This is a genomic window from Polaromonas sp. P1_F4, from assembly GCF_056405675.1.
The window spans coordinates 50,876-62,695 of record NZ_JBFUBP010000013.1 but is presented as its reverse complement, the minus strand read 5'-3'; the positions used below and the strand labels follow the sequence as shown (position 1 = coordinate 62,695).

The following is an 11,820-nucleotide window of genomic DNA, read 5'->3' as shown; positions in this document are numbered from 1 at the left end:
TGAAAGAAGAAAAATGATTGAACTCGACGGCTCGCAAGGCGAGGGTGGCGGACAGATTTTGCGCACCGCGCTGGCCCTCAGCTTGGTGACGGGCAAGCCGTTTCGCATGAACAACATCCGTGCGAAGCGGCCCAAGCCCGGCTTGATGCGCCAGCACCTGGCTTGCGTGAACGCGGCTGTGGCTGTGGGCGGCGGTGTGGACCAGACTTCTGCCGTCAATGCTACCGGCCAGGCCGTGCAGATTGGCGAAACCACGTTGCTGTTCACGCCCGGTGAGGTGTGCGCGGGCGACTACGAGTTTGCGGTCGGCTCGGCGGGCAGCTGCATGCTGGTGCTGCAAACCGTGCTGTGGCCGCTGCTCCAGGCCAAGGCGGCTTCGACGCTGCTGCTCAGCGGCGGCACGCACAACCCAATGGCGCCGTCGTGTTCCTTTCTGACCGCGCTGGCGCCTTATTTCGCCGGCAGCGGCGAGGCGCTGTTTGACATTGAACTGCGCCGCCACGGTTTCTACCCGGCGGGAGGCGGGGAGGCGCGCGTGCGCCTGAACCCGCCCGCGCAGGGCTTTTCGGCCATTCACCTCATGGAGCGCGGCGCGTTGCTGGAGGCTTATGCCGAATGCCTGCACGCTGGCCTGCCCAGAGGCGTGGCTGAGCGTGAGCTGGACGTGCTGCGCAAGGGGCTGGGTTGGGAAGAAGGCTGCCTGCGCGACCGCGGGCTGCGCAGTAACGAAGGGCCAGGCAATGCGCTACTGGCTGTCCTGCGCTATGAGCACATCACCGAGGTCTTTGCGGCCTATGGCGAAAAGAGCGTGAGTGCCGAGCAGGTTGCCCGCCGTGTGCTGCAGGAAGTGAAGGATTACCAGGCACACGAGGCGCCGGTAGGCCCGCACCTGGCGGACCAGCTGATGATTCCCCTGGCACTGGCGGGCCTGCAGGGACGGATGGGTCGCTATTGGGCGACGGAGCTGACCGAGCACACCCGCACCAATGCGCGGACCATCGAAGCCTTCCTGCCTGTGAAGTTCTCATGCGAGCCATGCGGTGGCGGAACGGTGATTTCGCTGCAGATGTGATGAATGGCCGGGTCATTCCTGGCCGATGCATGCCAGTATGGAAAGCTGCGGGACGTTGCTGGTGTTGAGTCCGGGACCAGAGAAGCCTTACAGTATGGGCTGGTCGCATGAGGAACCCGCATGTCCAACGGCAAAAATACACTACCATCCGGCGCCCTCGATAGAGCCCAGGTCGAGAACGCGATCGAAAAGGTCAACCGGCAGATCAAGATTCTGCGGGCCTTCAAAATATCGGTGACGCAAACCGGCTGGGATTCGAGCGTGGAGTCCCTGCAAAAGAAAGTCAACACCACCCTGGCCGACAGCTTTGGGGTGGGCACGCCCGAATACCGGCAGTTTGCCGTCGCGATACAGGATTTTCTGCTGGACAAGACTTTCGGCGACCGCTTCACGGAAGACGAACGCCAGCAAAAAGTCAGGCAAGGGATCGATCTGGCCATCATGCGTGTGAATGCGGCCAAGAAGCTGCTGAGCGACTACCTCAATGGCACTGCGGCGCCGATAGTTGAGCCGGTTGCGGAGGCGAAACCAGTGCCGCCGCCCCCACCAGCACCAGCACCGGAGCCGGAGCCGGAGCCGGAACCGGAACCGGAACCGGAGCAGATCTCCACACCTTCACCTTCCATTCCACCGAGGATGCCCATGTCCAAGACCGATCTCCCTTCCTCTTCCACCACCGCGCCGCAAGCCGTGTCCGGTACCCGCGTGGCTATCCTGGGCCTGGGCGGTGATGCCGTAGGCGATGCGTGCGAGTTCGTGGAGCAGCTGGGCCTGGAGGCGGCAATCCTCGACGCCGTCTCCATTGATCAGCTGGAGGGGCTGCGCAATGTGGCATTTTTGCTGCTCCTGCCGGGCAACAAGTCCGATGCGCCCGCGGCCATGCTGGCCATTGGATTCATGCTGGCCGCACTTGGCCGCAACCGCATAGCCTGCCTGCTGTCCGAAGACGACGCCTTGCCGGATGTCCTGAAGGGCGCCACAAGCATTTCGATCGACGAGGCAGGCCTGTGGCGGCTGCTGCTGGCACGTGAAATGAAGCGGGCAGGCGTGGAGGTGGATCTGAACCTTGCCATGTGAGTGGCGCCCCGGCGACATGAGTGGTGTCAGCGTGCCGTGGGTTTCGTTGCTGCATCGTCAGGCAGCATGGCAGCGTCTCTTTGCATCAAAGCACGGACCAGCCAGGCGAACCATGCACCGGCAATCGCCGCTGCAATCCAGACCAGCATCTGCCCCAGCCGGGCCTGGTCGTCCAGCAGGTAGGCGTTGCAGACCCGTACCGGCGAAGTTTCATACAGGTTGCCCACGACCGCCATCATCGGCAGCACATTGCCCAGAAAGAAACCCTGCACCAGCAGGCCCGCCGCTTGCCAGGACAGGCGCCCGGCGGCGCCGCAGGCCAGCAGGGCCAGGCATTTCAGGATTTCGATGCGGCCGTCCACCAGCGCCAGGTCCAGTACGCGGGGGATCATCAGGATCGCGAGCATCATCGCGGCAGCGAACAAACCGCTGATGCCGTGGGCATTCCACAGCCCCAGGCGTGCCAGCCAGCGTCCCGGCAGTGCTGCGGCGAGCAGATAGCCGGCGAGCGCCAGCAGGGGATACTGCACCAGCATATGAAGTGTCATGCTGGCTTCCAGCCCATGCCGCAGGCCGGGCAAGGCCAGCAGGCAAAGCAGGGCGACAGCCATAACCGCCAGGGTGCCGCGCGAGGGAGGCGCCAGCCTCTTCATGGCGGAGCCGCCTGCGCAAGGTGCTGCGCATAGTCGAGCGCGAGCTGCTGTTCCGCGTAGTCAAAAATGCGAACCAGCCGGCCTTTCTGGTCGATGACCAGCAGCGCCGCGTTGTGTTCAAAATCGCCGCGGCCATCAGGAACCACCACGACCTGGAAATCGGCCAGCAGGCGCTGGGTGTCCCGCGGGTCCTGCACACGCACAAAGCGCCATAGCGCCGGGTCGGCGCTCAATCGCGCTGCATAGGCCTGCAGCACGGCGGGGCTGTCGTGACGCCCATCGAAGCTGATTGACAGTAGCTTGACCCTGCCGCCGCGCTCCTGCCTCGCCTGCAATATCTGCTGCATTTGCTGGAAGCTGCTGCCCATCGCCAGGCAGACGGTCTGGCAACGTGTATAGACGAAATCCACCAGCGTGACGGACTGTCCGTCGGCGAGCCGCTGCGACAGTGCCTGAGGGGCGATGCCGGGCCCATCGACGTTGACTGCGGGGGTTGCGACAGGTCGCAGCGCAACTTCGAGCCGACGGGCGCCCTCGGCGGTCCAGACCTGAAAGTCGTGCGTCAGCCACGCGGCAGCGGCATAACCTGCCAGGGCCAGCATGACGCTGAGCAACGCGGTGCGAAGCATCAGGGCTGGCCCATCACGCTAGCTGCCCCTTCAGCTCAGGAGCTTTTGGCCGCCAGCGCCTTGAGCTCGGCAGCGCCGTTGAACGGTGTGGTGCGCGTGCCGGCCTTGCGTTCGGCTTCAAACAGCTCGGGCTTGACGGCCCCCGCCTTGTTGGACCATTCGGCGCGGACGTAGCTCGCCACCGCGGCCAGTTCGGCATCGCTGAGCTGCGCGAACGCCGGCATGGCGCCCTTGAAGGTGTTGCCCATGACGGTGATCTCGCCCGTGACGCCGTGCAGCAGGATGTTGGCCACGGTGCGCTCGTCGCCGGTGACCCATTCGGAGCCGTCCAGCGGTGGAAACACGCCGGGCAGCCCTTTGCCGGTGGCCTGGTGGCAGGCCACGCAGTTGGCGGTGAACAGCTGTTTGCCGTTGGCCGCAGCGCCTGGTGCGGGGCCCGAGAGGTCCGCCAGAGTGCGCTTGTCACCCAGGTCGGCGCGGCCGAAGGAGCCGGACAGCACGATGTAGCCCGCGCCCCACAGCACCAGGGCCAATGCCCCGACCAGGAAGATCAGCGGGATGGGCTGGCTTTTTTCGGAAGGCTCGGCCTGTTCCCGCTCCTGGGCCCGGCTTTCAGATGTCTTGTCGTTCAACATGGGATGACCTTGTGTGGCTCAGGGCTTGGGGGCGGGTGGCAGCACCGGGTAGGTGTGGTTCAGGCCCTGCAGGTACTTGACCAAGTCCAGCGCCTGCGGCGAAGGCACGACCACCTGGCCGATGTTCGGCCCGTAGGCGGGTGGCAGGGCCAGCGGCTGCTCGCCCTCGCTTTCAGCGTCTTTGGCGTCTTTCACCGTGAAGAGGTAAGGGTAGGACGGCATGATGGAGCCGGGCACATAGGCGCGCGGCTGGTACAGGTGGCCCAGGTGCCAGTCCTTGCTCGGCTGGCGCGCCCCGATGTTGAAGAGGTCCGGCCCGGTGCGCATGCTGCCCAGCAAATGCGGCCTGTCATAGAAATAATCGCCCGGCACCGAGGCCCGGCCCCAGCCGCGCTCCGCGTCGGGGCCGAAGTTCCGGTCACGCGGCTGCTGGCTGTGGCAATAAACGCAGCCATTGGCAATGTAGACCTCGCGCCCGCGGAGTTGGGCGCTGGTGTAGTTTTTCAGCTCCGGCGGCGGCTTGATGTCGCGTACCTGCATGTAGGGCATCACCACCAGGGCCGCCGTGGCGATGCCCAGGGCCACCATGGCGCCCGATGCCAGCTTGACTTCATTTTCCATGAGCGGCTCCCATTTCAACGCTGCGTGCGTCGTTGGGCCAGAAGAGGGCGGCGCCCGCGCGGCCCGGCCCGAAACGAAGCGCCATGGCCAGGAAATGGCCGACGAACACCAGATGGCTGAGTACCATCAGGCCGCCGCCCACGGATCGCCATTTCAGGTAGGGCAGGGTCAGCTCGACGGAAGCCATGAAGGGCTGGGCGGCATCCAGCATCGCCACACCTTGAAGCCAGCCGCCGATGGTGAGCCCGACAAAATATATCGTCACCCCGACGGCCGCCAGCCAGAAATGCAGGGTGATCAGTTTCGGGTACGGCCACTCCCAGTTCAGCACCCGGGGCATCATGAAATAGATGGCGCCGAACAGCACCATGGTGACGAAGGCATAGGCGCCCAGGTGCGCATGGGCCACCGTGAAATGGGTGAAGTGGGTGATCTGGTTGACGCTGCGCAGCGCCTCCAGCGAGCCCTGCAGCGACGAGGCCAGGTACATCAGCCCGCCGAACATCATGAAGCGCAGCGTCGGCGAATAACGCGCCAGGTGCATGCGCCCCTGCAGCGTGGCGCCCATGTTGATGCTGAAGGCGATCACCGGAATCACCATCATGACGCTCTGCACGATCGACAGCGTGATGAGCCAGCCGGGCACCGGGCCGCCGATGAGGTGGTGGCCGCCGACCTGCCCGTAGAAAAATGCCAGCGTCCAGAAGCCCAGCAGCGAGAGGTTGTAGGAGCGTATCGGCCGGCCGATGATTTTGGGCAAGAAGTAATAGATGGCGCCTACGCTCACGGGCGTGAACCACAGGCCCAGCACGTTGTGCCCGTACCACCAGTTGGTGGTGGCCTGTTGCACGCCGGTATGCACGCCGGGCATCTTGCCGACCAGGAAGAGCAGGGCAATCCACAGCAGCGCCGCCGTCATGTACCAGACGCTGACATACAGGTGCGAGACCTTGCGGTTGACCAGCGTGAACAGCACCGGCAGGATGACAAGGGCAAAGCCGGCGAACATGAAGATCGCGATCTGCCACGGAATTTCCAGGTATTCCATGCCGTCGTTCCAGCCGGTCGCGATGGCGCCTATGCCGCCGGCGATGCCCATGTTGATGAGCGCCCCGCCCAGCATGACCCAGATGGCGCCGTAGAGCCGGGTGCGCAGCAGCCGCGGTAGCAGCCACACGATCATTCCCAGCGCGGCATTGGTGATCCAGCCGTAGAGCACACCGGTCAGGTGCACGGTGCGTATCCGGCCGAAGGTCAGCCAGGCATAGTCGGTGAGCCAGTCGGGCTCATGCAGCTTGATGGACGACACCAGCCCCGCCATCGAGCCCACGATGAGCCACAGGCAGGCAAAGGTGATGAACATGAACACCGGAAACGCGGTGGAGCGGTCGGACGTGATGCGGTCCAGCAGCTCGGCGGCATCGGCGGCGTGCGTCTTGATGCCGCCTTCCTTCACGGCCTTCTGCATCGACGCCTGCGCCACGTCCTGTAGCGCGGGGTCGTCGACCTGGCCGATCTCGCCGTGCGCGAAGATGACGGAAGCCGCGACAGGGTTTTCTTGCAGTAGCCCTTTGCGCAGCGACCAGATAAAGACAAAGAGTCCGATGATGGACAACAGGAAGGCACCCAGAAGGCTGAGGGCGGCGCTGTCCATCATGCAGCTCCCGCAGGCAACGCGCGCGGCATCGCCGGGTTCTCATTGCCCGCGCTCCGGGTTTCCAGAAAAAGCGTTGCCGGCCGTCTGGAGGGTTGCGTCGGTCCGCCGCTTGTGCATGGTGCAACTGTCATGATTTCTCCGGTGTGAAAACCCCGCAGACGCCATCTGCTGCCTGGCGCCGGGCGGGTGGGGCCGCGAGAACTTGCCGCAGGTGTTCCATACTACGCCTTTGATGGCTGCCGGCCTGGACGCCAGGCTGTATTCCAGTCATCTGCTACTGTTTTTATAGCTGCTTGCGCTCGCCTGCATTGGTCTGTAGCCTGAATCGATATGTTGATATGGCTTAAGCCAGGCCTCATCAAGCCGTGTTAGCCTCGCGGCCATGTTGAACCGCATCCCCTCTTTCCTGCGCCATGTCGGCCCAGGTGTAGTCACCGGCGCTGCCGATGACGACCCTTCCGGTATCGCCACCTACACGCAGGCGGGGGCGCAGTTCGGCACCGGGCTGCTGTGGACGGTGTTTTTGTCACTGCCCTTCATGATCGCCATCCAGCTGGTCAGCGCCCGCATAGGTCGCGTCACCGGCAAGGGTGTGGCGGCCAACCTGCGCGAGCACACGCCGCGCGCCTTCCTGATGAGCATGGTGTTTTTGCTGGTCATTGCCAACACCATCAACATCGCCGCCGACATTGCCGCCATGGGCGAGGCGCTGCAGCTGGCTGTGGGCGGCGGCGACCACTTTCATGCGGTGGCCTTCGGCATCATCACCGTGCTGCTGCAGGTGTTTGTGCCTTACCGCAAGCTCGCACCCATTTTGAAATGGCTCACGCTCTTTCTCTTTGCCTATGTGATCGCCGTGTTCCTGGTGCAGGTGCAGTGGGCCCAGGTGCTGCATGACCTGGTCGTTCCCAAACTGCAATGGACCTCGGGCTACTGGATGATGATCGTCGCGCTGCTGGGCACCACGATTTCGCCTTACCTGTTTTTCTGGCAGGCCTCGCAGGAGGTCGAAGAGCTGCGCTTGAAGGGCGGGGTACTGGGCGCCGAAAAGAAGATCCGCCGCGACCTGCGCCGCGTCAAGCGCGACACCTACATCGGCATGTTTTTCTCTAATGCCATCGCCTTTTTCATCATGGTGCTGGGCGGTGCGGTGCTGTATGCGGCCGGTATCCATGATGTGACATCAGCCGCGCAGGCGGCGCAGGCTTTGCGGCCGCTGGCCGGCGATTTTGCCTTTGCGCTGTTTGCCGGCGGCATCATCGCCACCGGTTTGCTGGCCGTGCCGGTGCTGGCCTCATCGGCCGCCTATGCGGTGGCCGAAGCCTTCGGCTGGCCCGAGGGTCTGGAGCGCCACTGGTACGAGGCCAAGCGCTTTTACGCCATCATCGTCGTCGCCACCGTGGTGGGCACCGGCATGGACTTCACCAGCATCGACCCGATGAAGGCGCTGTACTGGAGCGCCGTGATCAACGGCGTGGTGGCCGTGCCCATCATGGCGGGTCTGATGCTGCTGGCCAGCCGGAAATCGGTAATGGGCAATTTCACCTCCGGTTTCAAGACCACGTGGTTTGGCTGGGGCGGTGTGGTCGTGATGGGGTTTGCGGTGGCGATGATGCTGCTGGATCTGATCCGCCCCTTGTTCTAGGCTTCCCGGCGACGAACCCACAAACGCTGCGGCCCCGCGCCCTGCCCGGCGAGCTGGTCATAAGGGTTGCGCAGCCGGCATTTGTCAATCGACAGGCAGCCGCAGCCTATGCAGTCGTCCAGCGTGTCGCGCAGTTTCTTGAGCTGGGCCATGCGTTCATCGAGGTCGGCGCGCCAGGCTGCCGACAGTCGGGCCCAGTCCGCGCGGCTGGGGGCCGCCTTCGCGGGCAGGGTGGCCAAGGCTGCCTCGATGTCGGCCAGCGCAATGCCCACCCGCTGCGCCACACGCACAAAAGCCACGCGACGCAGCATCTCGCGTGCGTAGCGACGCTGGTTGCCTTCGGTGCGGGTGCTGCTGATCAGCCCTTTTTTCTCATAAAAGTGCAGGGTGGACACCGCCACGCCGCTGCGGCGTGCCATGTCGCCGACCGAGAGTGTGGGAAAGATGCCGGCCTGTTCCAGTTCCGTGCCCATGGATTTCCTTGAAAAAAATGCTTGACCTAAACTTTACTTGAGGTTTAAGACTCCTCATTTTTCAGGCCAATCCGGCCCGCTTATTTCAAAGGAGTTGTTTTCATGTCCAGCGATTTATCAAGCCCCGCTTCCGCCTCCGTGTTCCGCGTCGACAAATTCGTCGTGCCCTCGCAATCGATCTCCGCTTTTGTCGAGCGCATTCACCAAGTCCAGCGCATGCTGGGCGAGCAGCCGGGCTGCCTGCAAAAACATGTGCTGACCCAGACCGGCGACAGCAGCGAGTTCGATGTGGTGACCGTGGTCGAGTGGGCCAATGCCGATGCGGTGGCCGCCGCCCAGACCGTCATGCAACAGCAGCTTGTCAGCGAGGGCTTTGACATCCAGGCGTTCAGGAAGAAGCTGGGCGTGCGCGGCGACTCGGGGATGTACCGGGAGGCTTGAGCGTCAGGCCGGGTTCTGCCGTAAATGGAATACTGCGGCAACCTGGAGATCGAGGGCCGGTAGGCCTGTGAACGCCGCTATCGGGTATCGCGCTTACCGCGTACCCCTGTTAATCTCCGATAGGATGGCTGTTGTCGCCATCAGCGCGACTACAAATATCGGGGCCATAAGCATGCAGAACGAAAACAGCCAACCGTCGGAAGAAGAGGGCCCACCGGCCATCGCCCTTGTCTTTGCCGGCTTTCTCCTGATCGTCCTGGAGATATTTATGTTGGCATCAGGCGTGGCCGGGTGCTGGGGCGGGTGCAGCCTCGACGTCATCCCCAAAATTGTTTTTCTGTTTTTCCTTGCTGGAGCAGGGCTATGGATGACCTATCTGGTTTTCTCGGCGGGCAGCATCGTTGCCATGCTATTTATCATTCCCACGAGTCTGGTATCGGGCGGCAGCATGTTGCTGGTCCTCTGGTTGTTCGCTGCCTCGGCAATCAGCCTGGTTGTGAAGGTCTTCAGCTAGGCGCGATGCAGGCGGCCGGGAAGGGTCAGGCTCTCTGCACCCGCCCCAATCCGACCTGCCGATTACCGGCGCCCAAGAGCGCTCAGCACATTCTCAGCCGTCGCCGGAGCGGTCAGCACCACGCGTTCATCCCCGGCCTTCACCGCGCCCACCGCATCGCGCAAAGCCTCATACACACTGATCGCCAGCATCAGCGGCGGCTCGCCCACGGCCTTGCTGCCGAAGACGTTGTCTTCGCGATTCGGTTCGGGCCACAAATCGATCTTGAAATGCTCGGGCACGTCGCCTGTCGCCGGAATCTTGTAGGTGCTGGGCGCGTGCGTGGTCAAGAGGCCCTTGTCGTTCCACACCAGTTGCTCGGTGGTGAGCCAGCCCATGCCCTGCACAAAGCCGCCTTCGATCTGGCCGATGTCGATGGCCGGGTTGATGCTGGTGCCCACGTCATGCAGGATGTCGACTTTCAGCATGCGGCTTTCGCCCGTCAGGGTGTCGATGGCGACTTCGGTGCAGGCCGCGCCATAAGCGAAGTAGTAGAACGGCCGGCCGGTCAGTGTGGCCTTGTCGTAGTGGATTTTGGGTGTGCGGTAAAAGCCGTCGCTCCAGAGCTGGATGCGGTTGGCATAGGCCAGCTTCACGACTTCGGTGAAAGGCCGCGCGCCTGCGGGTGTGACAACCTCGCCCCCTTCAAACTGCACCGCGCCCGCGCCGCACCGGTCCAGGCCGGCCACAAATTGCGCCAGGTTGTCGCGCACATTGCGGGCGGCGTATTGCGCGGCGCGCGCGTTCAGGTCGGTGCCGGCTGAGGCCGCGGTGGCTGACGCGTTCGGAATCTTGCTGGTGTCGCTGGCGGTGGCCAGCACCTGGTCGAACGGCACGCCCAGTTCATCGGCCACGATCTGGGCGACCTTGGTGTTCAGTCCCTGGCCCATTTCGGTGCCGCCGTGGTTCACTTGTACGCTGCCGTCGGTGTACACATGCACCAGCGCCCCGGCCTGGTTGAAGAGGGTGGCGGTAAACGAAATGCCGAACTTCACGGGTGTGATGGCGATGCCGCGCTTGATGACCGGGCTTTGAGTGTTCCAGGCAGAAATTTTCTGACGGCGTTGTGAATAAAGCGCGGACAGCGCCAGCTTTGATAGCAGCGGCTCAAGGATGTTGTCCTCGACCTTCATCTGGTAGTGGGTGACGTCACGCTCGCCGATGCCGTAGAGGTTGCGTTTGCGAACCTCCAGTGGGTCCAGGCCCAGCGCGCGCGCGATGTCGCCCATGATGGCTTCAATCACGATCATGCCCTGCGGACCGCCAAAGCCGCGGAAGGCGGTGTTGCTTTGCGTGTTGGTCTTGCAGCGGTAGGACGCTATCTCCACGTCCTCCAGAAAGTAAGCGTTGTCGGCGTGGAAAACCGCGCGGTCGGCCACCGGGCCCGACAGGTCGGCGCTGAAGCCGCAGTTCACCGCCATCATGAGCTTGAGGCCGCTGAGCCGGCCGGTCTCGTCAAAACCCACGTCGTATTCATATGCAAACGGGTGGCGTTTTCCGGTGACCATGAAGTCGTCGTCGCGGTCCAGCCGCAGCTTGACGGGGCAATGCAGTTTGTGGGCAGCGATGGCGGCCCAGACGGCCATCTGGCCTGACTGCGTTTCCTTGCCGCCAAAGCCGCCGCCCATGCGCCGGCATTCAACGCGCACTGCGTGGTTGGCAATGCCCAGTGCGTGCGACACCCAATGCTGGATTTCGCCGGGGTGCTGGGTGCTCGAATACACCAGCCATTGCTGCTGCTCCTGCGGCACAACGTAGGCAACCTGGCCTTCGAGGTAAAAGTGCTCCTGGCCGCCGACTTCGAGTGTGCCGTGCAGCGTGTGCGGAGCTTTTTTGTGTGCAGCTGCCGCATCGCCGCGTTTGACGAAGACCGGCGGCAATACATAACTCTCAGCTTTGAGTGCATCACGCACGGTCAACAATGCAGGCAGGGGTTCGATGTTGCACACCACCTTGCGCGCGGCGCGGCGGGCCTGCATGACGGTGTCGGCCACCACCACGCCGATCACCTGGCCGATGTGTTGCACCGTGCTCTGCGCAAATACCGGTTCGTCGTGCGAGAAATTGCCCAGCACCGGGTCGCCCGGAATGTCGCGCGCCAGGATCACATCGCGCACGCCCGGCATGGCCAGCGCCGCAGTGGTGTCGACGCCCAGCAGCTTTCCGTGTGCCACGGTCGACAAAATGGGCGCGGCATGCAGCGTGCCGCGCACCTCGGGAATGTCGTCGACATAGGTGGCGGCGCCGGCGACTTGCGCGCGAGCGCTTTCATGGGGCGTCGAGCGGCCCGCCGCCTGCGTGCCTGCAGGTTTTTTGGCCAGCGACGTTTTTTCCGCCAGGTCCGCAGCGGGCATATCACCAGCG

The 11,820-nt window shown here is 63.6% G+C and carries 12 protein-coding genes; 5 read left to right on the top strand and 7 right to left on the bottom strand.

Translation table 11 applies throughout. From position 1 onward, the window contains the following. Positions 1-13 precede the first annotated feature (13 nt). Positions 14-1,072: an RNA 3'-terminal phosphate cyclase gene (gene rtcA / locus AC1DYQ_RS20705; protein ID WP_477688372.1), complete on the top strand. Its 1,059-nt coding sequence runs from the start codon at positions 14-16 to the stop codon at positions 1,070-1,072. Positions 1,073-1,192: 120 nt separating this feature from the next. Next, positions 1,193-2,149, top strand: coding sequence for a hypothetical protein (locus tag AC1DYQ_RS20700; RefSeq protein WP_477688371.1), 957 nt, complete (start codon positions 1,193-1,195; stop codon positions 2,147-2,149). Positions 2,150-2,175: 26 nt separating this feature from the next. Here the strand turns inward: AC1DYQ_RS20700 and AC1DYQ_RS20695 are convergent, their stop codons facing one another. From AC1DYQ_RS20695 to AC1DYQ_RS20675, 5 genes are read right to left on the bottom strand one after another with little or no spacing between them, the layout of a single operon-like run. Further along, positions 2,176-2,802: a hypothetical protein gene (locus AC1DYQ_RS20695; protein ID WP_477688370.1), complete on the bottom strand. Its 627-nt coding sequence runs from the start codon at positions 2,800-2,802 to the stop codon at positions 2,176-2,178. Beyond that, positions 2,799-3,431 carry an SCO family protein gene (locus tag AC1DYQ_RS20690; protein ID WP_477688369.1) on the bottom strand — a complete coding sequence of 211 codons (633 nt, stop codon included), beginning with the start codon at positions 3,429-3,431 and terminating at the stop codon, positions 2,799-2,801. The genes AC1DYQ_RS20695 and AC1DYQ_RS20690 overlap by 4 nt, the downstream gene beginning before the upstream one ends. A 35-nt stretch (positions 3,432-3,466) precedes the next feature. After that, positions 3,467-4,066 (bottom strand): c-type cytochrome, encoded by a 600-nt coding sequence (locus tag AC1DYQ_RS20685; protein ID WP_457279843.1) that lies wholly within the window; start codon positions 4,064-4,066, stop codon positions 3,467-3,469. A gap of 18 nt (positions 4,067-4,084) precedes the next feature. Next, positions 4,085-4,687: a cbb3-type cytochrome c oxidase subunit II gene (locus AC1DYQ_RS20680; protein ID WP_457279844.1), complete on the bottom strand. Its 603-nt coding sequence runs from the start codon at positions 4,685-4,687 to the stop codon at positions 4,085-4,087. Further along, on the bottom strand, positions 4,677-6,341 hold the full coding sequence (locus AC1DYQ_RS20675; RefSeq protein WP_477688368.1) for a cbb3-type cytochrome c oxidase subunit I: 1,665 nt from the start codon (positions 6,339-6,341) through the stop codon (positions 4,677-4,679). The genes AC1DYQ_RS20680 and AC1DYQ_RS20675 overlap by 11 nt, the downstream gene beginning before the upstream one ends. A gap of 385 nt (positions 6,342-6,726) precedes the next feature. Between AC1DYQ_RS20675 and AC1DYQ_RS20670 the strand changes: the two genes are divergently transcribed. Further along, a complete protein-coding gene (locus AC1DYQ_RS20670; RefSeq protein WP_477688367.1) occupies positions 6,727-7,989 on the top strand; it encodes an Nramp family divalent metal transporter in 1,263 nt (420 codons plus the stop codon). Here the strand turns inward: AC1DYQ_RS20670 and soxR are convergent. Beyond that, the gene (soxR, locus tag AC1DYQ_RS20665) at positions 7,986-8,462 is read right to left on the bottom strand and encodes a redox-sensitive transcriptional activator SoxR (protein WP_457279847.1); all 477 of its coding nucleotides are present in this window, start codon (positions 8,460-8,462) and stop codon (positions 7,986-7,988) included. The two genes, AC1DYQ_RS20670 and soxR, sit on opposite strands and share 4 nt — an antisense overlap. A 102-nt stretch (positions 8,463-8,564) precedes the next feature. On the opposite strand from soxR, the gene AC1DYQ_RS20660 reads away from it, so the two are divergent. Both AC1DYQ_RS20660 and AC1DYQ_RS20655 read left to right on the top strand, forming a co-directional pair. Further along, a complete protein-coding gene (locus AC1DYQ_RS20660) occupies positions 8,565-8,903 on the top strand; it encodes an antibiotic biosynthesis monooxygenase (protein ID WP_477688366.1) in 339 nt (112 codons plus the stop codon). Between the two features lie 172 nt (positions 8,904-9,075). Further along, positions 9,076-9,417, top strand: a complete 342-nt coding sequence (locus tag AC1DYQ_RS20655) for a hypothetical protein (protein ID WP_477668125.1) — start codon at positions 9,076-9,078, stop codon at positions 9,415-9,417. 62 nt (positions 9,418-9,479) lie between these two features. Here AC1DYQ_RS20655 and xdhB read toward each other — a convergent pair whose 3' ends face one another. Next, positions 9,480-11,810: a xanthine dehydrogenase molybdopterin binding subunit gene (xdhB, locus tag AC1DYQ_RS20650; protein WP_477688411.1), complete on the bottom strand. Its 2,331-nt coding sequence runs from the start codon at positions 11,808-11,810 to the stop codon at positions 9,480-9,482. Between the last annotated feature and the right edge of the window lie 10 nt (positions 11,811-11,820).

What these genes read in the sequence shown, in the direction of transcription:
- AC1DYQ_RS20655 (WP_477668125.1), top strand. Translation starts at nt 9,076, where the DNA reads ATGCAGAACGAAAACAGCCAACCGTCGGAAGAAGAGGGCCCACCGGCC.
- AC1DYQ_RS20700 (WP_477688371.1), top strand. Translation starts at nt 1,193, where the DNA reads ATGTCCAACGGCAAAAATACACTACCATCCGGCGCCCTCGATAGAGCC.
- AC1DYQ_RS20670 (WP_477688367.1), top strand. Translation starts at nt 6,727, where the DNA reads ATGTTGAACCGCATCCCCTCTTTCCTGCGCCATGTCGGCCCAGGTGTA.
- AC1DYQ_RS20675 (WP_477688368.1), bottom strand. Translation starts at nt 6,341, where the DNA reads ATGGACAGCGCCGCCCTCAGCCTTCTGGGTGCCTTCCTGTTGTCCATC.
- xdhB (WP_477688411.1), bottom strand. Translation starts at nt 11,810, where the DNA reads ATGCCCGCTGCGGACCTGGCGGAAAAAACGTCGCTGGCCAAAAAACCT.
- AC1DYQ_RS20660 (WP_477688366.1), top strand. Translation starts at nt 8,565, where the DNA reads ATGTCCAGCGATTTATCAAGCCCCGCTTCCGCCTCCGTGTTCCGCGTC.
- AC1DYQ_RS20685 (WP_457279843.1), bottom strand. Translation starts at nt 4,066, where the DNA reads ATGTTGAACGACAAGACATCTGAAAGCCGGGCCCAGGAGCGGGAACAG.
- soxR (WP_457279847.1), bottom strand. Translation starts at nt 8,462, where the DNA reads ATGGGCACGGAACTGGAACAGGCCGGCATCTTTCCCACACTCTCGGTC.
- AC1DYQ_RS20680 (WP_457279844.1), bottom strand. Translation starts at nt 4,687, where the DNA reads ATGGAAAATGAAGTCAAGCTGGCATCGGGCGCCATGGTGGCCCTGGGC.
- AC1DYQ_RS20690 (WP_477688369.1), bottom strand. Translation starts at nt 3,431, where the DNA reads ATGCTTCGCACCGCGTTGCTCAGCGTCATGCTGGCCCTGGCAGGTTAT.
- rtcA (WP_477688372.1), top strand. Translation starts at nt 14, where the DNA reads ATGATTGAACTCGACGGCTCGCAAGGCGAGGGTGGCGGACAGATTTTG.
- AC1DYQ_RS20695 (WP_477688370.1), bottom strand. Translation starts at nt 2,802, where the DNA reads ATGAAGAGGCTGGCGCCTCCCTCGCGCGGCACCCTGGCGGTTATGGCT.